Genomic DNA, 25,922 nt, shown 5'->3' with positions numbered 1-25,922 from the left:
CGAATGCATCTCTGCGCCCATCGCTGATCGCTGTCTGTCAAGTGAATCGCGCCTGGCTGCGATGGCGTTCATTCGAAGGGGTGGCGAATGGTGGCGTTTCTGTAAACGACCTCGCCGAGCGGGTGATCGTAGGATTACCGTCGGTACACGAACCGTGGAAGTATGTGCGCTCGTGGGTATGCCGGAGGCAACTCGATTCTCTGTTCGATGGCGGGCAACCTGCATACGGGCGGCATCGGTTCGCGGCATTCTGATAGAGGTTCGCGCGACAGTATTCGGCGGATGGGGGCGTTCCAGTGAGTGGCAGCGGCGCAGGCGATTCGAATGCCGGTAAGCGCCCCAACGGGCAATTGGGATCATGGTTCGTGCGCAGCGGCTGGTCGAAGGGCGAGCTGGCCCGACAGGTGAACCGCAGAGCGCGACAGATGGGTGCCCACCACATCAGCACCGACACCTCACGGGTGCGGCGCTGGCTGGACGGTGAGCAGCCGCGTGAACCGATCCCGCGCATCCTGTCCGAGCTGTTCTCCGAGCGCTTCGGCTCCGTCGTCGCCGTTGAGGATCTGGGGCTGCGCGCCGCCCACCAGGCCCCCTCCGTGGCCGGCGTCGACCTGCCTTGGGCCGGACCCCAGACCGTCGCCCTGCTCAGCGAGTTCTCCCGCAGCGACCTGATGCTCGCCCGCCGCGGATTCCTCGGAAGTTCACTCGCGCTCGCCGCCGGACCCGCGCTCATCGAGCCCATGCAGCGCTGGCTGGTTCCCGTCGCCTCCGGGGGCTCCGTCGAGCCGGAGTCGGCGGCCACCGCCCGCCGCCCCTCCCGCCTCTCCGGACCCGAGCTCGACCTGCTGGAGTCCACCACCGCGATGTTCCGCCAGTGGGACGCCCAGTGCGGCGGCGGACTGCGCCGCAAGGCCGTCGTCGGCCAGCTCCACGAGGTCACCGACCTGCTCCAGGAGCCGCAGCCGGCCGCCACAGCCAAGCGCCTCTTCCGCTGCGCCGCCGAACTGGCCGAGCTGGCGGGCTGGATGAGTTACGACGTGGGCCTCCAGCCCACCGCCCAGAAGTACTTCGTACTCGCCCTGCACGCCTCCAAGGAGGCCGGTGACAAGCCGCTGGGCTCGTACGTCCTGTCCAGCATGAGCCGCCAGATGATCCACCTCGGCCGCCCCGACGACGCCCTGGAGCTCATCCACCTCGCGCAGTACGGCAGCCGTGACTGCGCCACCGCCCGGACCCAGGCCATGCTGTATGCGATGGAGGCCCGCGCCTACGCCAACATGGGCCAGCCCAGCAAGTGCAAGCGGGCCGTCCGGATGGCCGAGGACACCTTCCTCGACGCGGGGATGGATGGTGAGCCCGAGCCCGACTGGATCCGCTTCTTCTCCGAGGCCGAGCTCAACGGCGAGAACTCCCACTCCTACCGTGACCTGGCCTATGTGGCGGGCCGCAGCCCCACGTACGCCTCACTCGCCGAGCCCGTCATGCGCAGGGCGGTCGAGCTCTTCGGTGAGGACGACGAGCACCAGCGGTCGTACGCGCTCAATCTGGTCGGTCTCGCCACCGTTCACCTCCTCAAGCACGAACCCGAGCAGTCGACGGTGCTGGCCGAGAAGGCGCTGCGCGTCGCCAAGAAGGTCCGCTCGGAGCGCGTCAACACCCGGCTGCGCAAGACCGTCGACACCGCTGCCAGGGACTTCGGGGACATTCCCGAGGTCGCCCGGCTCACCGATCTCCTCACCGAACAGCTGCCCGAGACCGCCGAAGCGGTCTGAGCAGTATCTCTGCCCCGGCCACGACGGCCACCCCGCACGGACCGACTTCGGCTCCCCCGATTGCCTGGTCAGTGGGTGGTTGTCGTGGCCGGTTCGTGTGGTCGTTCCCCCGCCGGAGCGTCGTAACCGCACCGTATGCGGCTCCAGCGGCAGAGTGGGCCCGAGCGTGGGTACGGCACGGGCGGTTCATGGGGACGTAACACGGCGGTCCTCTTAGTCACTGCGGCGAAACATCGTGCGGCATCGGCGGAAACCGCGCTGAGCGAATCTCATGGCGCATAACCGGCCCGCACCTTTTCCCCAGTGGTCCCGCACGTGGTTGTGCCCCCATCGCCCGCACGCGGCCGCACCGACGACGAGGAGACGCCGATGCCCCCAGGCATCACGACGCTTGCAGCAGACGCCCCGACGCTGTCTGCCGCCAACACCGGGTTCATGCTCATCTGCTCGGCCCTGGTGATGCTCATGACCCCGGCCCTGGCCTTCTTCTACGGAGGCATGGTCCGCGTCAAGAGCACCCTCAACATGCTGATGATGAGCTTCATCAGCCTCGGGATCGTCACGATCCTGTGGGTGCTCTACGGATTCAGCCTTGCCTTCGGCACCGACTCCGGCTCGATCATCGGCTGGAGCTCGGACTACGTCGGCCTCAGCGGGATCGGCATCACCGAGCTCTGGGACGGCTACACCATCCCGGTCTACGTCTTCGCCGTCTTCCAGCTGATGTTCGCCATCATCACCCCGGCCCTGATAAGCGGTGCGCTCGCCGACCGGGTCAAGTTCACCTCGTGGGCGCTCTTCATCACCCTCTGGGTCACCGTCGTCTACTTCCCGGTCGCGCACTGGGTCTGGGGCGCGGGCGGCTGGCTCTTCGAGCTCGGCGTCATCGACTTCGCCGGCGGTACCGCCGTCCACATCAACGCCGGTGCCGCGGCCCTCGGCGTGATCCTGGTCATCGGCAAGCGCGTCGGCTTCAAGAAGGACCCGATGCGGCCGCACAGCCTGCCGCTCGTCATGCTCGGTGCCGGTCTCCTGTGGTTCGGCTGGTTCGGCTTCAACGCCGGCTCGTGGCTCGGCAACGACGACGGCGTGGGCGCGGTCATGTTCGTCAACACGCAGGTCGCCACTGCCGCCGCGATGCTCGCCTGGCTCGGCTACGAGAAGCTCCGCCACGGCTCCTTCACCACCCTCGGCGCCGCCTCCGGCGCCGTCGCCGGCCTCGTCGCCATCACCCCGGCGGGCGGCGCGGTCAGCCCGCTCGGCGCCATCGCCGTCGGTGCCATCGCCGGTGTGCTGTGTGCCATGGCAGTCGGCCTCAAGTACAAGTTCGGCTACGACGACTCGCTGGACGTCGTCGGCGTCCACCTCGTCGGCGGTGTGGCCGGATCCCTCCTCATCGGCTTCTTCGCCACCGGCGGAGTCCAGTCCGACGCCAAGGGCCTCTTCTACGGCGGCGGCCTCGACCAGCTCGGCAAGCAGGCCGTCGGTGTCTTCGCGGTCCTCGCGTACTCTCTGATCGTCTCCGCGATCCTCGCCTTCCTGCTCGACAGGACGATCGGGATGCGGGTCGAGGAGGACGACGAGGTCTCCGGCATCGACCAGGTCGAACACGCCGAGACGGCCTACGACTTCAGCGGTGCGGGCGGCGGTTCGTCCTCGCGCTCCACGCCCCCCGCGCCCGGCACCACGGCAGCCCCGACGACCAAGAAGGTGGACGCATGAAGCTCATCACCGCAGTCGTGAAGCCCCACCGGCTTGACGAGATCAAGGAGGCCCTCCAGGCCTTCGGCGTCCAGGGCCTCACCGTCACGGAAGCCAGCGGCTACGGGCGCCAGCGCGGCCACACCGAGGTCTACCGGGGTGCCGAGTACACCGTCGACCTCGTCCCCAAGATCCGCATCGAGGTCCTCGTCGAGGACGAGGACTCCGAACAGCTCATCGACGTCGTCGTGAAGGCCGCCCGGACCGGCAAGATCGGTGACGGCAAGGTCTGGAGCGTCCCCGTCGAGACCGCGATCCGGGTACGCACCGGTGAACGCGGCCCGGACGCACTCTGACCGACTGTTCCGCACACGGAAAGGCAGCTGGGTGACGAGCACCGAAGTGACCACCGAATCCGAGGACTCGGGACCCAGCGGCTACGCGGCGGCCCGGCTGCGCCTTCTCCAGGAGAAGGCGCAGTCCGGGCCGCCGCGCCGTGCGGCCCTCGCCACGCTCACCGACGAGTGGCTGAGCGCCCTCTTCGCCGCCGCGGCCGAACACGCCGGCGTCCGGGGCGCGGCCCTCGTCGCAGTCGGCGGCTACGGCCGTGGCGAGCTCTCCCCGCGCAGCGACCTCGACCTGCTGCTCCTGCACGACGGCAGCGCCGACGCCGGAGCCGTGGCGGCCCTCGCCGACCGGGTCTGGTACCCCGTCTGGGACCTGGGCCTCGCCCTGGACCACTCGGTGCGCACTCCCGCCGAAGTCCGTAGGACGGCAGGCGAGGACCTCAAGGTCCAGCTCGGCCTGCTCGACGCCCGGCCCGTCGCCGGGGACCTCGGCCTGGTCGCCTCCCTGCGCACCGCGATCCTCGCCGACTGGCGGAACCAGGCCCCCAAACGACTGCCCGCGCTCGACGAGCTCTGCCGTGAGCGGGCCGAGCGCCAGGGCGAGCTCCAGTTCCTCCTGGAACCCGACCTCAAGGAGGCCCGGGGCGGACTGCGTGATGCCACCGCCCTGCGCGCCGTCGCCGCCTCCTGGGTCGCCGACGCCCCCCGCGAGGGCCTAGCCGAGGCCCGCCGCGTCCTCCTCGACGCCCGCGACGCCCTCCACCTCACCACCGGCCGCGCCACCGACCGCCTCGCCCTGCAGGAACAGGACCAGGTCGCCGCCGCCCTCGGCCTCCTCGACGCCGACGCCCTGCTCCGCCAGGTGTACGAGGCAGCCCGCACCGTCTCGTACGCCACCGACGTGACCTGGCGCGAGGTCAACCGGGTGCTGCGGGCCCGCTCGGTCCGCCCCCGGCTGCGCGCCATGCTGGGAGGCGGCAGGGCTCCGGCCGCCGACCGCACCCCGCTCGCCGACGGCGTCGTCGAGGCCGAGGGCGAGGTCGTCCTCGCCCGGACCGCCCGGCCCGAACGCGACCCGGTCCTCGTCCTGCGCGCCGCCGCCGCGGCGGCCCAGTCCGAACTCCCGCTCTCCCGGCACGTCGTACGCCACCTCGCCGGCGCCGCCAAGCCGCTGCCGGTGCCCTGGCCCGCCGAGGCCCGGGAGGAACTCGTCACGCTCCTCGGCGCGGGCGAGGCCACCGTCCCCGTCTGGGAGGCACTGGAGGCCGAGGGACTCATCACCCGCCTTCTGCCCGACTGGGAACGGGTCCACTGCCGGCCCCAGCGCAACCCCGTCCACACCTGGACCGTAGACCGTCACCTCGTCGAGGCGGCCGTCCGCGCCTCCTCCCTCACCCGCCGCGTCGGGCGCCCCGACCTCCTGCTGGTCGCAGCCCTGTTGCACGACATCGGCAAGGGCTGGCCCGGCGACCACTCCGTCGCCGGTGAGGTCATCGCCCGTGACATGGCCGCCCGGATCGGCTTCGACCAGCACGACGTGGGCGTCATCGCCACCCTCGTACGCCACCACCTGCTGCTCATCGAGACCGCCACCCGCCGCGACCTCGACGACCCGGCCACCGTCCGCTCCGTGGCCACCGCCGTGGGGAGCACCGCCACCCTGGAGCTCCTGCACGCGCTCACCGAGGCCGACGCGCTCGCCACCGGGCCCGCCGCATGGTCCACCTGGCGCGCCTCCCTGGTCGGTGACCTGGTCAAGCGCGTCGCCGCCGTCCTCGCCGGCGAGGAGCCGGAGGCGCCGGCGCCCGAGGCGCCCAGCGCCGAACAGGAGCGCCTGGCCATCGAGGCCCTGCGCACCGGCGAACCGGTCCTCGCCCTGCACACCCAGCCCGAGGCCCCGCACGAGGACGGCGGCCCCGAACCCGTCGGCGTCGAGCTCCTCATCGCCCTCCCCGACCGCCCCGGGGTCCTCCCCGCCGCCGCCGGGGTCCTCGCCCTGCACCGCCTTACCGTCCGCGCCGCCGATCTGCGGGCGGTGGAGCTCCCCACCGAACTGGGTGAGACCGCGGACCTGCTGCTGCTCAGCTGGCGGGTCGCGGCCGAGTACGGCTCCCTGCCCCAGGCATCCCGGCTGCGTGCCGATCTCGTCCGCGCCCTGGACGGCTCCCTGGACATCCGCGCCCGTCTCGCCGAACGGGAAGCGGCCTACCCTCGCCGCCGCGGGGTGAAGGCCCCGCCGCCGAGGGTGACGGTCGCGGCAGCGGGCTCGCAGCTGGCCACGGTGATCGAGGTACGCGCCCAGGACGCCCCGGGTCTGCTGCACCGGATCGGCCGGGCGCTGGAGCAGAGCGCCGTACGGGTACGCAGCGCGCACGTGTCGACGCTGGGAGCGAATGCGGTGGACACGGTCTACGTCACGGATGCGGAGGGTGAGCCGCTGCCTGCGGAGCGGGCCGCGGAACTGGCCCGGGAGATCGAGAAGGCGCTCGGCTGAGCCGGGATACCGCGCGAAAAGGCCCTCGTCCTCCACGTAAACCGGGCGAGGGCTTTGCGTTCCCCGGCGTCCGGATACCCTGGGGGACGACTACCCGACCCCGCCCCCGACCCTGAGGACCGACGAGCGCCGTGTTCGATACTCTCTCCGACCGCCTTGCCGCGACTTTCAAGAACCTCAGGGGCAAGGGCCGCTTGTCCGAGGCGGACATCGACGCCACGGCTCGCGAGATCCGTATCGCCCTGCTGGAAGCGGATGTCGCGCTCCCCGTCGTCCGGTCCTTCATCGCCAAGGTCAAGGAGCGTGCGCGCGGCGTCGAGGTCTCCCAGGCGCTGAACCCCGCGCAGCAGATGATCAAGATCGTCAACGAGGAGCTCGTCTCCATCCTCGGCGGCGAGACGCGGCGGCTGCGGTTCGCCAAGAACCCGCCCACCGTGATCATGCTCGCCGGTCTCCAGGGTGCGGGTAAGACCACCCTCGCCGGAAAGCTGGGCGTCTGGCTGAAGGGTCAGGGCCACTCCCCGCTGCTCGTCGCCTGTGACCTTCAGCGCCCCAACGCCGTGAACCAGCTGAGCGTCGTCGCCGACCGCGCCGGTGTCGCCGTGTACGCACCGGAGCCGGGCAACGGCGTCGGTGACCCGGTCAAGGTCGCCAAGGACTCGATCGAGTTCGCCCGCTCCAAGCAGTACGACATCGTCGTCGTCGACACCGCCGGACGGCTCGGTATCGACCAGGAGCTGATGCAGCAGGCCGCGGACATCCGCGACGCCGTCAACCCGGACGAGATCCTCTTCGTCGTCGACGCGATGATCGGCCAGGACGCGGTCAACACCGCGGAGGCCTTCCGCGACGGCGTCGGCTTCGACGGCGTGGTGCTCTCCAAGCTCGACGGTGACGCCCGCGGTGGTGCCGCCCTGTCGATCGCCCACGTCACGGGCAAGCAGATCATGTTCGCGTCGAACGGTGAGAAGCTCGAGGACTTCGACGCCTTCCACCCCGACCGCATGGCCTCCCGCATCCTCGACATGGGTGACCTGCTCACCCTGATCGAGCAGGCGGAGAAGACGTTCAGTCAGGAAGAGGCCGCTCAAATGGCCTCCAAGCTGGCGTCGAGCAAGGGCGGCAAGGACTTCACGCTCGACGACTTCCTGGCCCAGATGGAGCAGGTCCGGAAGATGGGCTCCATCTCCAAGCTGCTCGGGATGCTGCCCGGCATGGGGCAGATCAAGGACCAGATCAACAACATCGACGAGCGCGACGTCGACCGCACCGCCGCGATCATCAAGTCGATGACCCCGAAGGAGCGCGCCGAGCCGACGATCATCAACGGCTCCCGGCGGGCCCGTATCGCCAAGGGTTCCGGTGTCGAGGTCAGCGCCGTGAAGAACCTGGTCGAGCGGTTCTTCGAGGCCCGCAAGATGATGTCGAAGATGGCGCAGGGCGGCGGCATGCCGGGGATGCCCGGGATGCCGGGCATGGGCGGCGGCCCCGGTCGGCAGAAGAAGCAGGTCAAGCAGGCCAAGGGCAAGCGCAAGAGCGGCAACCCCATGAAGCGCAAGGCCGAGGAGCAGGCCGAGGCCGCCCGCCGCGAGGCCGCGGCTCAGGGTGGCGCGCTCGGTCTGCCGGCCGGTCAGGACGACAAGAACTTCGAGCTGCCCGACGAGTTCAAGAAGTTCATGGGCTGAGCAGTCCACCGATCGTGTCCCCGAGGGGCGCCCGCCACCCGGCGGGCGCCCCTCGGGCGTGCAGGCGGGGCGGCGGCTCCGTCCGGGCTCCCGGGGCCCCTCCGGAGGATCAGGGAACGGACAGGTCCGGCCGGCCGTCACTCGGAGGGCTTCGCTCACATTTCTCCCTTAATGTCGGCTCAACGGCTGTCGGCAGAGGAGACCGCGTGACCAACCCCGTACCTCCCCGCGACCGCACCGACCAGCCCTGGCGTTCCGAGGGCGCGCCGAAGCCCCCGCCCCCCGGCCGGAAGATGCCGGGGGGATGGGGCGGACTCCTGCTGACCGCGCTGGCCGTCTATCTGATCGCCAATCTGGTCCTGTCGTTCTTCAACGGCAGGAACGAGCCGACCATCGCGTACACGGAATTCAGCAAGCAGGTCACCTCGGGCAACGTCTCCAAGATCTACTCCAAGGGTGATGCCATCCAGGGGCAGCTGAAAAAGGAGGCGAAGGTCCCCGGCAGTGACGACACGTACACGAAGTTCGTCACGCAGCGGCCCGCTTTCGCCGATGACAACCTCTGGGCGGAACTCCTCAAGGACGACGTCACGGTCACCGCCGAACCGGTCGTCAAGGAACGCAGCTTCCTCGCCAACCTGCTGATCTCGCTGGCACCGATGCTGCTGCTCGTGCTGCTGTGGGTGTTCCTCGCCCGACGGATGTCGCGCGGAGGGATGGGCGGCGGAATGGGCGGCTTCGGCCGCAAGGCCCCGCCCAAGCCGGTCGAGCTGGAGGGTGGCCGGCGTACGACCTTCAAGGACGTGGCGGGCATCGACGAGGTCGCGGGCGAACTCAACGATGTCGTCGACTTCCTGAAGAACCCGGACGCCTACCGGAAGATGGGTGCCCGGATGCCCGGGGGCGTGCTGCTCGCCGGGCCTCCCGGCACCGGCAAGACGCTGCTGGCGAGGGCGGTCGCGGGGGAGGCGGGGGTGCCGTTCTTCTCGGCCTCGGCCTCCGAGTTCATCGAGATGATCGTCGGGGTCGGTGCCGGCCGGGTCCGGGAGCTGTTCGCCGAGGCGCGCAAGGTCGCCCCCGCCATCGTGTTCATCGACGAGATCGACACCATCGGACGGGTCCGCGGAGGCGGCTCGGGCATGGGTGGGCACGACGAGCGCGAGCAGACGCTCAATCAGATCCTCACCGAGATGGACGGCTTCTCCGGCTCGGAGGGCGTGGTGGTGCTCGCGGCGACCAACCGGGCCGACGTCCTCGACCCGGCGCTCACCCGGCCAGGCCGCTTCGACCGGGTCGTCCAGGTCAGCCCGCCGGACAAGAACGGCCGGGAGGCGATCCTGCAGATCCACACCCGGCAGATCCCGATGGCTCCGGACGTGGACCTGGAGCAGGTGGCCCGTACGACCCCGGGAATGACCGGCGCGGATCTCGCCAACCTCGCCAACGAGGCCGCGCTCCTCGCCGTGAAGCGGGGGCAGCCGGAGGTGAACGGCGCCGATTTCTCGGACGCGCTGGAGAAGGTCCAGCTCGGGGCGGAGCGCTCGCTCGTCATGTCGGACGAGGAGCGCCGCCGGACGGCATACCACGAGAGCGGGCACGCGCTGCTGGGGATGCTCCAGCCGGGCTCGGACCCGGTCCGCAAGGTCACCATCGTGCCGCGCGGGCGTGCGCTGGGCGTCACGCTCTCCACGCCGGACGCCGACAAGTACGCCTATACCGAGGAGTACCTGCGCGGCCGGATCATCGGGGCGCTCGGCGGCATGGCGGCCGAGCAGGTGGTGTTCGGTGTCATCACCACCGGCGCGGAGAGCGATCTGGAGCAGGTCACCAGCCTCGCGAGGGGCATGGTGGGCCGCTGGGGCATGAGCCACAAGGTGGGCCGGCTGACGGCGGTCCCGGGCGATGCCCAGCAGGCGTACGGCCTGTCGGCGGCGCCCGCGACACTGGACGCGGTGGACGGTGAGATGCGCCGCATCGTCGACGAGTGCTACGAGAGCGCCTGCCGGCTGCTGCGCGAGAACTGCGACCGGCTGGACGCCCTGGCGGCGGCGCTGTTGGCGAACGAGACGCTGGACGAAGCGGACGCCTACCGGGCGGCCGGGGTCACCCGGACGGCGAAGTAGCCGCTTCGGGTGCCGGCCCCACCTGGTCCGGCACCCGTAGGTTCTACGTGGTGCAGACGAGGTAACGGAACACGTTGGGCATCCAGACGGTGCCGTCCCGGCGCAGATGCGGATGCAGCGCCTCCGCGACCTCCTTCTCCACCTGGGACCGGTCCGTCGCCTCCACCGCGGCGTCGAAGAGCCGCGTCGACAGCAGGCCCCGTACCGCGCTGTCGACGTCCGCGTAGCCGAACGGGCACGCCACCCGGCCCGAGCCGTCCGGCTTCAGCCCCGACCGGGAGGCCACGTTCTCGAGGTCGTCGCGTCGTGCTCCGCGCCCGCTCGTGGCCTTCGCCGAGCCCGGACCCCCCGCGAGCCGGGTCGCCACCCGCAACACGGCCTCGGTGGCGCACCGCTCGGGCGGCCCCCAGCCGGTCAGCACCACCGTGCTGCGCCGGCCGGCCGACGGCACCGCGGCACCGAGCGTCCTCACCAGCGCCTCCCCGTCTCCGGGGGAGCAGCCGATCGGGGTGAACGCGGTGATCAGGCTGTAGGGCTCCTGGCCGGCTGTCGTGGCCGGAAGGGATTCCAGGAGCCGCGGCTCGGCGGCTCCTGGCCGGCCCTCGTCCTCCGCTCCGGGCAACAGCCGCATCCGGGCGAGTGCGAGACGTTCGAGATCGGGGTCGACGCCGGTGACGTGTGCCCCGCGACGGGCCGCGATCAGCAGGGCGAGCCCGGAGCCGCAGCCGAGAGAGAGCATCCGCGTGGTGGGTCCGACCTCGAGTCGCGTGTACACCGCCTCGTAGAGCGGCGCGAGCATGCGCTCCTGGATCTCGGCCCAGTCACGGGCGCGGGAACCGGTGTCCACGGACGCGGACGGCTCCGCCTGCGTGTGGTGCCGGACGAGCGTTGGTGTCATGGAATGCGCCCCAATCCGCCGAGATGCCGGTCATACCGATCTGTCGAGTCTGAATGGACGATCTCCCCGTGGCCCTGCCGCCCCCGTATGCCAGAGAACTGCGCATCCGCTGCCGCGTCCAGGGGCTACGGGCCATGGATGCCCGCGGCGGCGGCCGGCGATGCCTCCGGGACCGGGCCACCCGCAGGACGGGGGTGCCGGGGGTTGTGCGTTCCCGCATCGCGGTCCCAGTCTCACCCGGCACGCGGGGGTGGGCACGTCGAGCGCTCCGGGACGGCCCGCGCGCTGCCTTCGCGGCTGCTCGGGACAGGCCGCGGGGGCGGCCGGTGAGCCGGATACGGTCGGTGTCCGCGCCCGGCGCCCGCACTGTCATGCGGGCGGGCGTACGCGCCGTCTACGCGCCCGGGCGTACGCGACGCTACGTACCACCTTGGTGCGAGCTGTGAGGCTTCTCCGCAGATCAGCGCACCCGCCCTCGTCAGGACGCATGAACGGCAACTGACTGGTACGTGCAAAATATTTGGGATGGCCCGGAATCGGAACACCGGGGCACTCGCGCTCGTTGTCACGACGTGAGCACGACACCACCTGTACTTGCCGCAGAGCTGGCACAGGCGTGGGCCGACATTCAGCGGTACCACCCCGAGCTGCCCGATCTAGCCGCACCCGAGTCCCTGATCGGAGAGTCGTCGTCCGCCTGTGGCGCCGAACTCTCCTTCGAGCGACTGCTCCATGAGGCAGTCCATGGCATTGCCGCCGCCCGAGGTGTCCGCGACACCTCGCGCGCCGGCCGATACCACAACCGCCGATTCCTCGCGATCGCCGAGGAGTTGGGCCTCGATCACGCCGAGGAGCCCCATCCCAGCAGTGGCTTCTCGCTGGTCACGCTCAACCCCGAGGCCAAGCGCCGCTACCGGCCGACGATGGAACGACTGCAGCGCGCCCTCAAGGCGCACACCGTCGCCACCGCCGCCGACACCAAGCGCTCCTTCCGGGGCCCCGCGGCCCGGCACGGCTCCTCCGGAGGAGGGGTGCGGGTCAAGGCCGTCTGTGACTGCGGCCGCAACGTGCGCGTCGTCCCGTCGGTCCTCGCACAGGCCCCTATCGTCTGCGGCGGTTGCGGAAAGCCGTTCCGGATCCCGGAAGCAGCGGCCGCGGTGGGGTGAGGCGATGTGGTGTGGCACAATGGCTAGCTGTACTCGACAGTCGCATAGGACCCCTCTCTCCTCCGGCTGACGCGTCCATCGGGCACTCCGAGTACCGCAACCCCACGTGGCATCTTGTTGTGCCCAACCACGTCATAGACCAGGAGACACCACTTCCGTGGCAGTCAAGATCAAGCTGAAGCGTCTGGGCAAGATCCGTTCGCCTCACTACCGCATCGTCGTCGCCGACTCCCGTACCCGCCGTGACGGCCGGGCCATCGAGGAGATCGGCCTGTACCACCCGGTGCAGAACCCCTCGCGCATCGAGGTCAACGCAGAGCGTGCGCAGTACTGGCTGTCCGTCGGCGCCCAGCCGACCGAGCCGGTTCTCGCCATCCTGAAGCTCACCGGTGACTGGCAGGCGCACAAGGGCCTCCCGGCCCCCGCGCCGCTGCTGCAGCCGGAGCCCAAGGCTGACAAGCGCGCCCTGTTCGAGGCCCTCACCAAGGACGCCGGCGAGGAGTCCAAGGGCGAGGCCATCACGCAGAAGGCGAAGAAGGCCGACAAGAAGGCGGACGAGGCTGCTGACGCTGCCGCGCCCGCCGAGTCGACCGAGGCCTGAGCATGCTCGAGGAGGCTCTCGAGCACCTCGTGAAAGGCATCGTCGACAACCCCGACGACGTGCAGGTCGCCTCGCGTGATCTGCGCCGTGGACGTGTGCTCGAGGTTCGGGTTCATCCCGATGACCTCGGAAAGGTGATCGGCCGCAACGGCCGCACCGCACGCGCGCTGCGTACCGTCGTGGGCGCCATCGGTGGCCGTGGTATTCGCGTCGACCTCGTCGATGTGGACCAGGTTCACTGAAATAGTTGAACACCGGCGACGGGCCGGGGAGGGCCATGCGCCCACCCCGGCCCGTCGTCGTACGACAGGAGAGACACAAGGTGCAGTTGGTAGTCGCGCGGATCGGTCGCGCCCACGGCATCAAGGGCGAGGTCACCGTCGAGGTGCGCACGGACGAGCCGGAGCTCCGGCTCGGACCCGGCGCCGTACTGGCCACCGAGCCGGCCTCCACGGGGCCGCTGACCATCGAGACCGGCCGGGTGCACAGCGGGCGGCTGCTGCTGCGTTTCGAGGGCGTACGGGACCGTACGGCCGCCGAGGCGCTGCGCAACACGCTGCTGATCGCCGAAGTCGACCCGGCGGAGCTTCCGGAGGATCCCGAGGAGTTCTACGACCATCAGCTGATGGACCTGGACGTGGTCCTCGCCGACGGTACCGAGATCGGCCGGATCACCGAGATCACGCACCTGCCGTCCCAGGACCTCTTCATCGTGGAGCGTCCCGACGGCACCGAGGTGATGATCCCGTTCGTCGAGGAGATCGTCACCGAGATCGACCTGGAGGAGCAGCGCGCGGTGATCACGCCGCCGCCCGGTCTGATCGACGAGAGCCAGGCGATCGTCGTGTCCACGCGCGACGAGGAAGCGGCGGCCGAGCCGGGGGACGCACCCTTCGCGGAGGGTGCCGACGAGCCCGGGAAAGACGTCTGATGCGCCTCGACGTCGTCACGATCTTCCCCGAGTACCTGGAACCGCTGAACGTCTCGCTCGTCGGCAAGGCCCGTGCCCGCGGGCGCCTCGGCGTCCACGTGCACGATCTGCGGGAGTGGACGTACGACCGTCACAACACGGTCGACGACACTCCTTACGGCGGCGGCCCCGGCATGGTCATGAAGACCGAGCCGTGGGGCGACGCACTGGACGAGACCCTGGCGGACGGATACGAGTCGGGCGCGCACTCCCCGGTGCTCGTGGTGCCCACGCCGAGCGGCCGGCCTTTCACCCAGGAGTTGGCCGTCGAGCTGTCGGAGCGGCCCTGGCTGATCTTCACCCCGGCCCGCTACGAGGGCATCGACCGGCGGGTGACGGAGGAGTACGCCACCAGGATGCCGGTCATCGAGGTGTCCATCGGCGACTACGTGCTCGCCGGCGGCGAGGCCGCCGTGCTGGTGATCACGGAAGCGGTGGCCCGGCTGCTGCCCGGGGTGCTCGGCAACGCCGAGTCCCACCGGGACGACTCCTTCGCACCCGGCGCGATGGCCGACCTGCTGGAGGGCCCCGTCTACACCAAGCCGCCCGAGTGGCGTGGCCGGGGCATCCCCGATGTGCTGCTCAGCGGTCACCACGGCCGGATCGCGCGCTGGCGCCGGGACGAGGCCTTCCGTCGTACCGCGCTCAACCGGCCGGATCTGATCGAGCGTTGCGAGGCGAGCGCCTTCGACAAGAAGGACCGCGAGATGCTCTCCATCCTCGGCTGGTCACCGGAGCCCGGCGGCCGATTTTGGCGCAGGCCCCGAGCCGTGGAAGAATAGGCCGCTGCTGTACGTCCGCGTGCGCCCCTGCCACAGGGGGAAAGACGTTCGTCCGACGCGATCAGCACCCCGAACTCATCACACTCTCCCGTCGATGACCTGTGGCATCGGCGAAGAAAGCAGACACCATGGCTTCCCTGCTCGATGACGTCAACGCCGCTTCGCTGCGTACCGACGTCCCGGCGTTCCGCCCCGGCGACACCGTCAACGTCCACGTCCGAGTGATCGAGGGCAACCGCTCCCGTATCCAGCAGTTCAAGGGCATTGTCATCCGCCGCCAGGGCGCGGGCATCAGCGAGACCTTCACGGTCCGCAAGGTCTCCTTCCAGGTCGGCGTCGAGCGCACCTTCCCGGTGCACAGCCCGATCTTCGAGAAGATCGAGCTGATCACCCGCGGTGACGTCCGTCGCGCCAAGCTGTACTTCCTCCGTGAGCTGCGCGGCAAGGCCGCGAAGATCAAGGAGAAGCGCGACCGCTGAGCTGACTCCCTGGTCCACAGGACGGCCGGATAAGCTCTGGCCCCGATGGACACGGAAGCAAAGCCCCAGGAGCGCGACCGCTCCTCCGAACTCCCTGAGGGTTCGGAGGAGGGGTCGCGCTTCTCGCGTATCCCGAGCCGGTTCGCCGCCTCGATGTCATGGCGGCGCACCCTGGCGCTGGGCGCCGTCTGCGCGGTCGGCGTGCTGCTCTTCAGCAACTTCGTGGTGCAGCCCTTCCTGATTCCCAGCGGCTCCATGGAGTCCACCCTGCAGGTGGGGGACCGGGTGCTCGTCAACAAGATGGCGTACCGTTTCGGCTCCGTACCACAGCGCGGCGACGTGGTGGTCTTTGACGGCACCGGCTCCTTCGTCCAGGAGACGTCGCCGGAGAACCCTGTGACGGGGCTGCTGCACGGCGCGGCGGCTTCCCTGGGGCTCGCTGAGCCCGCCGAGACCGATTTCGTGAAGCGAGTGGTGGGTGTGGGGGGTGACCGGGTGGTCTGCTGCGACAAGCGCGGAAGGGTCGAGGTGAACGGGCGGCCCGTGAACGAGGACTACCTCTTCGCAGGGGACGTGCCGTCCCGGGTGCCCTTCGACATCGTCGTGCCCGGCGGCACGCTGTGGATGATGGGCGACCACCGGAGCAATTCCCGCGACTCCCGCGACCACCTGGGAGAACCGGGTGGTGGCATGGTGCCCGTCGACAAGGTGATCGGCAGGGCCGACTGGCTCGGCTGGCCGCTGAGCCGGCTGGGGTCCGTTCCCGGCACTGCGGCCTTCGACGGAATACGGACCCCCGGTTCGGCGCATGGGTAACCGCGGACGGAGGCACGACGCCGCGGATCCGGAGATTCCGCTGCCCACCGGCACCCGGTCGACGGCCGCGCGCTCGCTGCCCACCCGGGCGGAGCGGCGCAAGCTGGCCCGCAAGGTGAAACGGAAGCGGCGCCGGTCGGCAGTCAAGGAGATACCCCTCCTCATCACCGTGGCCTTGCTGATCGCCCTGGTCCTCAAGACCTTTCTGGTGCAGGCCTTCGTGATCCCGTCCGGATCGATGGAGCAGACCATCCGGATCGGTGACCGGGTGCTCGTGGACAAGCTGACGCCCTGGTTCGGGTCCAAGCCGCAGCGCGGCGACGTCGTCGTGTTCAAGAACCCCTCGGACTGGCCGCCGCCCAACCCTGTGGGCGAGTCCAAGGAGTCTCCCGTCGTCATCAAGCAGGTGAAGGAGGTGCTGACCTTCATCGGGCTGCTGCCCTCGGACGACGAGCAGGATCTGATCAAGCGGGTGGTCGCCGTCGGCGGTGACACGGTGAGGTGCTGCGAAAAGGACGGCAGGCTCATCGTCAATGGGGTGGCGGTCGACGAGCCCTACGTCTTTCCCGGGGATTCGCCCTCCACGATCAAATTCGAGGTAAAGGTTCCAGCCGGAAGAATCTTCGTGATGGGGGACCATCGCTCCAATTCGGCTGATTCGCGCTTCCACCTGGACAAGACGGGGAACGGCACGGTGTCCGAGGATGCGGTAGTGGGACGGGCCGTGGTGATCGCCTGGCCCATCGGCCACTGGCATCAGCTGGAGGAACGTTCGACGTTCTCCTCGGTCCCGGATGCGCGCGCCGGGTCGGCGGCTGCCCCCGCGCCGTCGAATAGTGTGGCCCCGGATCCCAACGGAATGACCCGGCTCCCGACTCCTGCGGAACTCCCGCTCGTTATGGGAGTGGTGGGCCTGCACCGGCTAGGGCGCAGGCGGTGGCACGAATAAGGAGTGGATGTGGGGGATTTGGCGGTCGGCGCACGATCCGGACACGACGAACCCGAGGACCGGCCGGATATTCCGGGGAATGCCGAGCCGGCTGGGACGACGGCGGACTCGACGGAGAGTGACGGCGCCTCCCCGAGCGGCGGCAGCACGGCACAGGGGAAGCCTCGCTCCTTCTGGAAGGAGCTGCCCCTGCTCATCGGTATCGCGCTCATTCTCGCGTTGCTGATCAAGACATTCCTGGTGCAGGCGTTCTCGATTCCCTCGGATTCGATGCAGGACACGCTCCAGCGGGGTGACCGGGTGCTGGTCGACAAGCTGACGCCGTGGTTCGGCTCGGAGCCCGAGCGCGGTGAAGTGGTCGTCTTCCACGACCCGGGCGGTTGGCTGGACGACACCCCGGAGGTCCATCCGAATGTGGTGCAAAAGTTCCTCAGCTTCATCGGACTGATGCCGTCCGCCGAGGAGAAGGACCTGATCAAGCGGGTCATCGCGGTCGGCGGCGACACTGTGGAGTGCAAGGAGAACGGCCCGGTCGTGGTCAACGGCAAGGCCCTGGACGAGAAGTCGTTCATCTTCCCGGGCAACACGCCCTGCAACGACAAGCCGTTCGGTCCGATCAAGGTGCCCAAGGGCCGGATCTGGGTGATGGGCGACCATCGCCAGGACTCCCGCGACTCCCGCTACCACCCGCAACTCCCGGGCGGCGGCACGGTCTCCAACGACGAGGTCGTCGGGCGGGCCATCGTGGTGGCGTGGCCCATCAACCGCTGGGCGACCCTGCCGATCCCGAAGACCTTCGACCAGCCGGGGCTGAACGCCGCGATGGCCGTGGCGCCCGGTGCGATCGGCATCGCCGGAGCGGTGCCGCTCGTGTTCTGGCGACGCAGGCGGGCCGCACCGGCCTCGGCCCGCAGTAATGCGTGACGTTTCTTCATGATTTCCTGAGTCGTGCCGATTCGGCGGAGTTCCGCGCTGCTGTTGTGATCAGGGATCGGCAAGATCGAGTAAATGAGAGGCGCTCGACGGGCGTTCTTCATACGATCTTGTCAACCTATTGGAATCACTGCACAGGGGGAAGAAATGACTCGTACTTCTCGGATGAAGATCATGGGTGCGCTGGCCGCGGCCGTCGTGGGAGTGGGCGTGGCGAGCTCTCCGGCCACCGCTGACTCGGGGCACTCCTACGGATACGGTTCCTGTACCCACACGTCCGACGGCTGGTTCATCAGCAATGGGGACACGCTGTACCTCAAGGACACGTGCGCGGACGGCTTCTCCGCCGCGCTCAAGGTCGACGTGGCGCCCATCAAGACGGGCGAGGGCTACGACTTCATGGTGTGGAACAGCGGCGGTAACGGCACCACCAAGAAGGAAGACAGCCACAATTTCACCGAGGGTGTGAAGATCTGCATCAAGGCGGGTCTCGGTCACCCGGACACCGGTGAGATCGGCGGATTCGGCTCCAGCTGGGTGTGTGCCACGACCTGAGACCGGTCTGGGCCCCATCGCCTTAAGGCGGACCGTACGGCCGAGGCCGTACCGTGTGTGAGGAAGAACGCCGGCGCCCGTGACACGGGCGCCGGCTGGCACGGATGAACCGCCCTCCGGGTGCTCGGTGAGCACGTCGAGCCCTCGGAGGGCGGTTTTCGGTGGTGGACCCGATGGCCCGCTGACGACACGGGCGGTTGGGGGCGCGGTCCCCGAGGAACTCCCGTTCGTTGTTCGAGGCATTGGGCTCGAACGCACGGACCCCGGAGCAGGTGTGGGCCGCAGAGTGAGGACTGGAACGTGAGTGACATGGCTGCCGGTGCACGACCCGGACATGGGGGGCCCTCGATGCGGCCCGACCACCCTGCCGATCCTGTTTCCACTCCGCTGGAAGACACGTCGGGCTCGGACGCGCAGGGGGAGACTCAGGCGGGTGCCTCGGGTGCCTCGGGTGCCTCGGGTGCCTCGGGTGCCTCGGGTGCCTCGGGTGCCTCGGGTGCCTCGGGTGGGACGGCGGTTCCGGGTGCCTCGGGTGGGACGGCGGTCTCGGACGCGCCCGGGGAGACTCAGGCGGAGGCGTTGGACGGGGCAGCGGACCCGGACGGGCCCGGAGAGTCCCGGCCTGCGGACGGGGAGGGCAGGAACGCGCGGAAGCAGCGCCCCTTCTGGAAGGAGCTCCCCCTCCTTGTCGGCATCGCGCTCGTCCTTGCGTTGCTGATCAAGACATTCCTGGTGCAGGCGTTCTCGATCCCTTCGGATTCGATGCAGGACACGCTTCAGCGGGGCGATCGCGTGCTGGTGGACAAACTGACGCCGTGGTTCGGCTCGGAGCCCGAGCGCGGTGAGGTGGTGGTGTTCCACGATCCGGACAACTGGCTGGCCGGGGAGCCGACACCCGAGTCGAACGCGGTGCAGGACGTCCTCAGCTTCATCGGCCTGATGCCGTCGTCCAAGGAGAAGGACCTGATCAAGCGGACGATCGCCGTCGGCGGCGACACCGTGGAGTGCGCGAAGGGCGGCCCGGTCAAGGTCAACGGGAAGGCGCTCGACGAGCCGTACATCTACCCGGGTGACTCGGCCTGTGACGACAAGCCCTTCGGACCGCTCAAAGTTCCCGACGGTAAAATCTGGGTGATGGGCGATCACCGGCAGGATTCCTGGGACTCGCGCTTCCACACCGAGGAATCGACCAAGGGCTTCGTGCCCGTCAAGGACGTGGTGGGGCGGGCCGTGGTGGTGGCGTGGCCGATCAACCGCTGGGCGACGCTGCCGGTCCCGGACACCTTCGACCAGTCGGGGATCGACGCGGCGGGGGGCCTGGCTCCGGGGGTGTTCGGTGCCGCGGGCGCGCTGCCTCTCGTGCTGTGGCGACGCCGGAGGCTGACCAGCGGGCGTACCGCCCGGTAGGGTGCCGACTCGGATCAGCGATTGTCGATCTCCGATGGGGGACGCTGCGATGAGTGCAACAGGACGTACGGGTGACGGCCGCGGCCGCCTTGGCAGCAAACTGTCGGGGCTGGCCGTGGCCGTCGGCTGTGTGCTCTTCCTCGGCGGCTTCGCCTGGGCGGCCGTGGTGTACCGGCCCTACACGGTGCCGACCGAGTCGATGACCCCGACGGTGAACGCGGGTGACCGCGTTCTCGCGCAGCGGGTGGACGGCAGCGAGGTGCGGCGTGGCGATGTGGTGGTGTTCACGGATCACGCATGGGGTGACATGCCGATGGTGAAGCGCGTCGTCGGGATCGGCGGCGACAAGATCGCCTGCTGCGAGAAGGGCGGCCGGCTCACGGTCAACGGCATACCCATCGCGGAATCGTATCTGCAGGCCGACGACCCGGCCTCGGCGAACGAGTTCACGGCCGAGGTGCCCAAGGGCAAGCTCTTCCTCCTGGGCGACGACCGCAGGTCCTCGCTGGACTCCCGTGTCCACTTGGAGGAGGGCGGCCAGGGCTCGGTGCCGCGCAGCGCCGTACAGGCCCGGGTGGACGCCGTGGCGTGGCCGCTGGGCGGCATGATCGGGCGACCGCAGGCCTTTGCCGCGCTGCCCGGCGGGGTGTCGTCGCAGGGGCCGCTGGAACTTCAGCTCGTAGCCATGGCCGCGGGCGTGGTGCTCATCCTGGGCGGTGCCGTGTACGGGCCGGTCGCGGCTCGGGCCTCCCGGCCGAAGCGGAACAGGCAGGGGACAGTGACCGCCGGTGCCCGCTGAGACGCGCAAGGTCTCCCGTCTGGTCCTCCTCGATCCGGACGACCGCATTCTGCTGATGCACGGGTTCGAACCGGAAGACCCGGCAAGCACCTGGTGGTTCACCCCCGGCGGTGGTCTCGAAGGTGACGAGACCCGGGAGCAGGCCGCCCTGCGGGAGCTCGCCGAGGAAACCGGGATCACCGACGTCGAGCTGGGCCCGCTGCTCTGGCAGCGGATGTGCTCCTTCCCGTTCGACGGGCGGCGCTGGGAGCAGGACGAGTGGTACTTCCTGGCCCGCACGACACAGACCACGACGGACACCAGCGGGCAGACCGGGTTGGAACGCCGCAGTGTCGCGGGTCTGAGGTGGTGGACCTCCGCCGAACTGTCGGCGACGCGTGAGACGGTGTACCCGACCAGACTCGCCGGGCTGCTGCACATGCTGCTCGACGAGGGTCCTCCGCGTACGCCGCTGGTTCTGGCCCCCGAAATCGCCTGAGCGACCGGGGAACCGGGCCCTGGCGCACAATGGGGGAACGCACGGCTGAAGGGGAACATGCCAATGAGCGCCGAGGACCTCGAGAAGTACGAGACCGAGATGGAGCTGAAGCTCTACCGGGAGTACCGCGATGTCGTCGGTCTGTTCAAATATGTGATCGAGACCGAACGGCGCTTCTACCTCACCAACGACTACGAGATGCAGGTGCACTCGGTCCAGGGCGAGGTGTTTTTCGAGGTGTCCATGGCGGATGCCTGGGTCTGGGACATGTACCGGCCCGCACGGTTCGTCAAGCAGGTACGGGTGCTGACGTTCAAGGACGTCAACATCGAGGAGCTCAACAAGAGCGATCTGGAGCTTCCGGGTGGCTGAGTTGTCCACAACCGGTGAGTTGTCCACCAAGATCCACTAGTTGGGGGCGGACGCGTCACAGTCGGTGCCGGAGGTGGTGCCGATATGAACGCACGGGGGGCACTCGGGCGGTACGGCGAGGATCTGGCGGCACGGTTGCTGACCGATGCCGGCATGACCGTACTGGAGCGCAACTGGCGCTGTCGCGCCGGCGAGATCGACATCGTCGCGAAGGACGGTGACGCTCTCGTCATCTGCGAGGTGAAGACCCGCAGGGAGGGGGCTTTCGAGCATCCGATGGCCGGGGTCACCCCGGCCAAGGCGGATCGTCTGCGTCGGCTGGCCGAGCTCTGGCTGGCCCGGCACGGCGGTCCGCCGCCCGGCGGTGTGCGGATCGACCTGGTCGGCGTGGTGCTGCCCAGGCGCGGTGCGCCCCTGGCCGAGCACGCGCGGGGGGTGGCCTGATGGGATTCGCGCGAGCCTGCTCGGTGGCACTGGTCGGTGTCGAGGGCGTGGTGGTGGAGGTCCAGGCCGATCTGGAGGCCGGGGTCGCGGCCTTCACCCTCGTGGGTCTGCCGGACAAGAGCCTGGTGGAGAGCCGGGACCGGGTCAGGGCGGCGGTGGTCAACTCCGGCGCGGAGTGGCCGCAGAAGAAGCTCACGGTAGGGCTGTCACCCGCCTCGGTGCCCAAGGGCGGTTCCGGCTTCGACCTGGCCGTCGCCTGTGCCGTGCTCGGCGCTGCCGAGCGGATCGATCCCGCGTCGATCGCCGACGTGGTGATGATCGGGGAGCTGGGGCTGGACGGCAGGGTGCGGCCGGTGCGCGGGGTGCTGCCCGCCGTCCTGGCCGCGGCGGAGGCCGGATACCGGCAGGTGGTCGTTCCCGAGCAGACCGCAGGTGAGGCGGCTCTGGTTCCCGGGGTCTCGGTGCTGGGGGTGCGGAGCCTGCGCCAGCTGCTCGCCGTGCTCTGCGACGAGCCGGTGCCGGACGAGGCGGCTGCCCATGATCAGGGGCGTCCCGACACCATGCTGGCCGGGCTGATGGTGCCCGGCGCCGGAATGGGCACCGGGATCGCCAGGGGGCCCGCGCCGGGCGAGGGCAACCGGCCGGACCTGGCGGACGTGGCGGGTCAGGAGAGGCCGCGGATGGCCCTGGAGGTCGCCGCCGCGGGCGGCCACCACCTCCTGCTGTCCGGGCCCCCGGGTGCGGGCAAGACCATGCTGGCCGAACGGCTGCCCGCCATCCTGCCGCCACTGACCAGGCAGGAAGCCCTTGAGGTGACCGCTGTGCACTCGGTGGCGGGCATCCTGCCACCGGGCGAACCACTGGTCTCCCGCCCGCCTTACTGCGCACCGCATCACTCGGCGACCATGCAGTCGCTCGTCGGCGGGGGCAACGGGCTGCCGCGGCCCGGTGCGGTCTCCCTGGCGCATCGCGGGATCCTCTTTCTGGACGAGGCGCCGGAGTTCTCGGTACGGGCGCTGGACGCGCTGCGGCAGCCCCTGGAGTCGGGGCACGTCGTCGTGGCCCGCAGCGCCGGGGTGGTCCGGCTCCCGGCCCGGTTCCTGATGATGCTCGCCGCCAACCCCTGCCCGTGCGGGCGGCACACCCTGAGCGGGGCGGGGTGTGACTGCCCGCCCTCGGCGATCCGCCGGTACCAGGCAAGGCTCTCGGGTCCGCTGCTCGACCGGGTGGACCTGCGGGTGACCGTGGACCCGGTCAGGCGCGAGGACCTGATGGGCCGGGGAGGCCGGGGCGAGTCGACCGAAACGGTCGCCGCACGGGTGCTCAGGGCCCGGGCGCGGGCCGCGGAGCGGCTGGCGGACACACCGTGGACCACGAACAGTGAGGTGCCGGGGCATGCCCTGCGCACCAGGCTGGCCGCGGCCCCCGGTGCGCTGATGGCGGCCGAGCGGGACATGGAGCGGGGCATGCTCACCGCGCGCGGTCTGGACCGGGTGCTGCGGGTGGCCTGGACCGTCGCGGATCTGCGCGGAGCCGACCGCCCGGACGCCTCGGACATCGGGGTGGCCCTCGAACTGCGCACCGGGATTCCGCGCGGGGCCGCGATGGCCGCGGGGGCGTCGTGACCGGGCCGGCCGGGGGCTGCTCGGAAGCCGCCGAAGGAGCGGAGTGGGCGTGCGAGCCTCCGGGGCAGGCGGCCGGAGAGCGCCCGGGGCCCGGCTGGTCCCGCTGTTCCGGCGGGTCGGGGCCCCCTGGCGGGCCGGGCTCTCCCGGCGGGTCGGGGCCCCCTGGCGGGGTGAGCGACCGGGAGCGGCTGGCGCGGGCGGCACTGACTCGGGTGATGGAGCCGGGGGACGAGCGCGGCGGGCGCTGGCTTCGGGAGTGCGGGGGCGCGGAGCTGATGCGGCGGATCACCTCCCGGGACGGTTCGGCCGAGCAGTTGGGCGGGATGACCGCGAGGCGGCTGGCCGGCTACCGCTTGCGCGCGCAGACCGTCGAGCCCGAGCGGGACCTGGCTGCGGTCGTAGCGGCCGGCGGGCGCTTCATCTGCCCCGGCGACCGGGAGTGGCCGACTCAGCTCGACGACCTGGGGGACGCCGGCCCCACGGGGCTCTGGGTGCGGGGGCGGTCCGACCTGCGGCTCTGGGCGCTGCGCTCGGTCGCCGTGGTCGGAGCCCGCGCCTGCACACCGTACGGGGCCCATATGGCGACGACACTCGGCGCCGGGCTGGCCGAGCGGGGGTGGGTGGTCGTCTCGGGCGCGGCCTTCGGGGTCGACGGGGCTGCCCACCGGGGCGCCCTGGCCGCAGGTGGCGCGACGATGGCGGTACTGGCCTGCGGGGTGGACGTCGCCTACCCCCGAGGTCATGCCGAACTGATCGGGCGCATGGTCGAACAGGGGCTCGTCATCGGCGAACTGCCGCCGGGGGAGCACCCCACGCGCACCAGATTCATCCTCCGGAACAGGGTGATCGCCGCGTTGACGCGAGGAACGGTCGTCGTCGAGGCCGAATACCGCAGCGGTTCACTCGTCACGGCGCGCAACGCGCAGCGGCTCGGCCGCTTCGTCATGGGCGTGCCGGGTCCCGCCACCAGCGGTCTGTCGGCAGGTGTCCACGAACTCCTGCGGGGCGAGGGTGTGCTGGTCACGGACGCCGCGGAGGTCGCCGAACTGGTCGGGGACATCGGGGATCTGGCGCCGTCGCGGCGCGGCCCGGTGCTGCCGCGCGATCAGCTGGATCCCGCCTGCGCAAGGGTGCTTGACGCCCTGCCGGCCCATGGTTTCGTCAACGGACGGGAGGTGGCGCGCGCCGCGGCGACGAGTGCGGATGAAGCCCTCGGCAAGCTGTACGAACTGCACTCACTGGGGTTCGTCGAACGCGAAGGCGAGGGATGGAGGTTGACGAAGCGGCCGACATGCAATGACGACGCGCGGCGAGGCGGTTCTTGACCTGGGGCATTCGGGTGAAAAGGTGATGCCGATGACCTCGGTGGATCCTTCAGTGACGCCTCCGGGGCCGGCGCATGAGACGGCGGCCCCGGACGCTCGTCATGTCCTCGCCCAGGTGCGCGGTCGTGTCCGAAGCCGCGCCGGGTTCCATGTCCGTTCGCCGGGAAGCGCACCGCACCGATCCCATATCCTGCGCGGAACGCGACGTATCAGTCACGCTACGCTCACCAGGATTCCGGCCCAGACACAAGTCCCCCAGCACTTCACGGCAGAACGGCTCAAGGCACCACATGCCCCAGCACACCTCCGGGTCTGACCGCGCCGCAGTACCAGCGGCTGCGCGTGGCACTGTGCGCCCGCCCGCCCCCTCTTCGCTCGACGAGTTGTGGCGTTCGTACAAGACCACGGGCGACGGGCGGCTGCGGGAACAGCTGATCCTGCACTACTCGCCGCTGGTGAAGTACGTCGCCGGCCGGGTGAGCGTGGGCCTGCCCTCCAACGTCGAGCAGGCGGACTTCGTCTCCTCCGGGGTCTTCGGGCTGATCGACGCGATCGAGAAGTTCGACATCGAGCGCGCGATCAAGTTCGAGACCTACGCGATCACCCGCATCCGGGGGGCGATGATCGACGAACTGCGGGCGCTGGACTGGATCCCGCGCTCCGTGCGCCAGAAGGCGCGGGCGGTGGAACGCGCCTACGCCACCCTGGAGGCGCAACTGCGACGAACGCCCTCGGAGACGGAGGTCGCCGCCGAGATGGGCATCCAACTGGAGGAACTGCACGCGGTTTTCAGCCAGTTGTCGCTGGCCAACGTCGTTGCTCTGGAGGAACTGCTCCACGTGGGCGGTGAGGGCGGCGACCGGCTGAGCCTGATGGACACGCTGGAGGACACCGCCGCCGACAACCCGGTGGAAGTGGCCGAGGACCATGAGCTCAGAAGACTCCTCGCCCGCGCGATCAACACTCTCCCGGACCGCGAGAAGACGGTCGTCACGCTGTACTACTACGAGGGCCTCACCCTCGCCGAGATCGGCAACGTCCTGGGGGTCACCGAGAGCCGGGTCAGCCAGATCCACACCAAGTCGGTGCTGCAACTGCGCGCGAAGCTGGCCGACGCCGGACGCTGAGCCGGCCCCGGACGGGCCGCCCGCAGGCCCGGAACGACTCCGGGCAGGCCTCCGGCAGATCCCGGGCAGCCTTT

Annotated in this window: 24 protein-coding genes and 1 pseudogene; 24 read left to right on the top strand and 1 reads right to left on the bottom strand. The window is 70.1% G+C overall.

Annotation, left to right across the window (positions count from 1 at the left end):
* Nucleotides 1-296: 296 nt before the first annotated feature.
* From OG538_RS09545 to ftsH, 6 genes are all read left to right on the top strand, one after another.
* On the top strand, nt 297-1,772 hold the full coding sequence (locus tag OG538_RS09545) for a hypothetical protein (protein ID WP_406092054.1): 1,476 nt from the start codon (nt 297-299) through the stop codon (nt 1,770-1,772).
* 369 nt (nt 1,773-2,141) lie between these two features.
* Nucleotides 2,142-3,494 carry an ammonium transporter gene (locus OG538_RS09540; protein ID WP_406092052.1) on the top strand — a complete coding sequence of 451 codons (1,353 nt, stop codon included), beginning with the start codon at nt 2,142-2,144 and terminating at the stop codon, nt 3,492-3,494.
* Nucleotides 3,491-3,829, top strand: coding sequence for a P-II family nitrogen regulator (locus OG538_RS09535; protein WP_136330688.1), 339 nt, complete (start codon nt 3,491-3,493; stop codon nt 3,827-3,829). Before OG538_RS09540 ends, OG538_RS09535 begins: the two co-directional genes overlap by 4 nt.
* A gap of 31 nt (nt 3,830-3,860) precedes the next feature.
* On the top strand, nt 3,861-6,314 hold the full coding sequence (locus tag OG538_RS09530) for a [protein-PII] uridylyltransferase (protein ID WP_406092050.1): 2,454 nt from the start codon (nt 3,861-3,863) through the stop codon (nt 6,312-6,314).
* 131 nt (nt 6,315-6,445) lie between these two features.
* Entirely contained in the window at nt 6,446-7,999 is a 1,554-nt protein-coding gene (ffh, locus tag OG538_RS09525) for a signal recognition particle protein (RefSeq protein WP_406092048.1), read from the top strand.
* Between the two features lie 206 nt (nt 8,000-8,205).
* Nucleotides 8,206-10,122 carry an ATP-dependent zinc metalloprotease FtsH gene (ftsH, locus tag OG538_RS09520; protein WP_406092046.1) on the top strand — a complete coding sequence of 639 codons (1,917 nt, stop codon included), beginning with the start codon at nt 8,206-8,208 and terminating at the stop codon, nt 10,120-10,122.
* 43 nt (nt 10,123-10,165) lie between these two features.
* Here the strand turns inward: ftsH and OG538_RS09515 are convergent, their stop codons facing one another.
* Nucleotides 10,166-11,020, bottom strand: a complete 855-nt coding sequence (locus OG538_RS09515) for a methyltransferase domain-containing protein (protein ID WP_406092044.1) — start codon at nt 11,018-11,020, stop codon at nt 10,166-10,168.
* A gap of 572 nt (nt 11,021-11,592) precedes the next feature.
* Here OG538_RS09515 and OG538_RS09510 point away from each other — a divergent pair.
* The 18 genes and pseudogenes from OG538_RS09510 (at nt 11,593) to whiG (ending at nt 25,848) form a co-directional block, all read left to right on the top strand.
* A complete protein-coding gene (locus OG538_RS09510) occupies nt 11,593-12,186 on the top strand; it encodes a hypothetical protein (protein WP_406092042.1) in 594 nt (197 codons plus the stop codon).
* A gap of 157 nt (nt 12,187-12,343) precedes the next feature.
* On the top strand, nt 12,344-12,787 hold the full coding sequence (gene rpsP / locus OG538_RS09505) for a 30S ribosomal protein S16 (protein ID WP_148021156.1): 444 nt from the start codon (nt 12,344-12,346) through the stop codon (nt 12,785-12,787).
* A gap of 2 nt (nt 12,788-12,789) precedes the next feature.
* Nucleotides 12,790-13,029 (top strand): RNA-binding protein, encoded by a 240-nt coding sequence (locus tag OG538_RS09500; RefSeq protein WP_215097147.1) that lies wholly within the window; start codon nt 12,790-12,792, stop codon nt 13,027-13,029.
* A gap of 80 nt (nt 13,030-13,109) precedes the next feature.
* Nucleotides 13,110-13,718, top strand: coding sequence for a ribosome maturation factor RimM (rimM, locus tag OG538_RS09495; protein ID WP_406092040.1), 609 nt, complete (start codon nt 13,110-13,112; stop codon nt 13,716-13,718).
* Nucleotides 13,718-14,539 carry a tRNA (guanosine(37)-N1)-methyltransferase TrmD gene (trmD, locus tag OG538_RS09490; RefSeq protein WP_406092038.1) on the top strand — a complete coding sequence of 274 codons (822 nt, stop codon included), beginning with the start codon at nt 13,718-13,720 and terminating at the stop codon, nt 14,537-14,539. Before rimM ends, trmD begins: the two co-directional genes overlap by 1 nt.
* 128 nt (nt 14,540-14,667) lie before the next feature.
* Nucleotides 14,668-15,018, top strand: a complete 351-nt coding sequence (gene rplS / locus OG538_RS09485; protein ID WP_136329605.1) for a 50S ribosomal protein L19 — start codon at nt 14,668-14,670, stop codon at nt 15,016-15,018.
* Nucleotides 15,019-15,063: 45 nt separating this feature from the next.
* Nucleotides 15,064-15,834: a signal peptidase I gene (lepB, locus tag OG538_RS09480; protein WP_406092036.1), complete on the top strand. Its 771-nt coding sequence runs from the start codon at nt 15,064-15,066 to the stop codon at nt 15,832-15,834.
* Nucleotides 15,827-16,905 (top strand): annotated as a pseudogene (gene lepB, locus OG538_RS09475) (signal peptidase I). Before lepB (OG538_RS09480) ends, lepB (OG538_RS09475) begins: the two are co-directional and overlap by 8 nt.
* Nucleotides 16,802-17,707, top strand: coding sequence for a signal peptidase I (gene lepB, locus OG538_RS09470; RefSeq protein WP_406100041.1), 906 nt, complete (start codon nt 16,802-16,804; stop codon nt 17,705-17,707). Before lepB (OG538_RS09475) ends, lepB (OG538_RS09470) begins: the two are co-directional and overlap by 104 nt.
* A gap of 156 nt (nt 17,708-17,863) precedes the next feature.
* The gene (locus OG538_RS09465; protein ID WP_406092034.1) at nt 17,864-18,271 is read left to right on the top strand and encodes a hypothetical protein; all 408 of its coding nucleotides are present in this window, start codon (nt 17,864-17,866) and stop codon (nt 18,269-18,271) included.
* A gap of 309 nt (nt 18,272-18,580) precedes the next feature.
* Complete coding sequence (gene lepB / locus OG538_RS09460; protein ID WP_406100039.1) at nt 18,581-19,678, top strand: signal peptidase I; 1,098 nt, start codon at nt 18,581-18,583, stop codon at nt 19,676-19,678.
* 49 nt (nt 19,679-19,727) lie between these two features.
* Entirely contained in the window at nt 19,728-20,477 is a 750-nt protein-coding gene (lepB, locus tag OG538_RS09455) for a signal peptidase I (RefSeq protein ID WP_406092032.1), read from the top strand.
* On the top strand, nt 20,467-20,955 hold the full coding sequence (locus OG538_RS09450; RefSeq protein ID WP_406092030.1) for an NUDIX hydrolase: 489 nt from the start codon (nt 20,467-20,469) through the stop codon (nt 20,953-20,955). Before lepB (OG538_RS09455) ends, OG538_RS09450 begins: the two co-directional genes overlap by 11 nt.
* A gap of 63 nt (nt 20,956-21,018) precedes the next feature.
* Nucleotides 21,019-21,327, top strand: a complete 309-nt coding sequence (locus tag OG538_RS09445) for a DUF2469 domain-containing protein (protein ID WP_003965949.1) — start codon at nt 21,019-21,021, stop codon at nt 21,325-21,327.
* Nucleotides 21,328-21,411: 84 nt separating this feature from the next.
* Nucleotides 21,412-21,771 carry a YraN family protein gene (locus OG538_RS09440; RefSeq protein WP_406092028.1) on the top strand — a complete coding sequence of 120 codons (360 nt, stop codon included), beginning with the start codon at nt 21,412-21,414 and terminating at the stop codon, nt 21,769-21,771.
* The gene (locus tag OG538_RS09435) at nt 21,771-23,396 is read left to right on the top strand and encodes a YifB family Mg chelatase-like AAA ATPase (protein ID WP_406092026.1); all 1,626 of its coding nucleotides are present in this window, start codon (nt 21,771-21,773) and stop codon (nt 23,394-23,396) included. Before OG538_RS09440 ends, OG538_RS09435 begins: the two co-directional genes overlap by 1 nt.
* A gap of 170 nt (nt 23,397-23,566) precedes the next feature.
* A complete protein-coding gene (gene dprA / locus OG538_RS09430; protein ID WP_406092024.1) occupies nt 23,567-24,721 on the top strand; it encodes a DNA-processing protein DprA in 1,155 nt (384 codons plus the stop codon).
* Nucleotides 24,722-25,011: 290 nt separating this feature from the next.
* Nucleotides 25,012-25,848, top strand: a complete 837-nt coding sequence (gene whiG / locus OG538_RS09425; protein WP_406092022.1) for an RNA polymerase sigma factor WhiG — start codon at nt 25,012-25,014, stop codon at nt 25,846-25,848.
* Nucleotides 25,849-25,922: the final 74 nt, after the last annotated feature.

Source organism: Streptomyces sp. NBC_01013, assembly GCF_045162765.1.
In the GTDB taxonomy this organism is placed as follows: Bacteria; Actinomycetota; Actinomycetes; order Streptomycetales; family Streptomycetaceae; genus Streptomyces.
The sequence above is the reverse complement of the archived record's forward strand: the minus strand, read 5'-3'. Positions and strand labels throughout refer to the sequence as shown.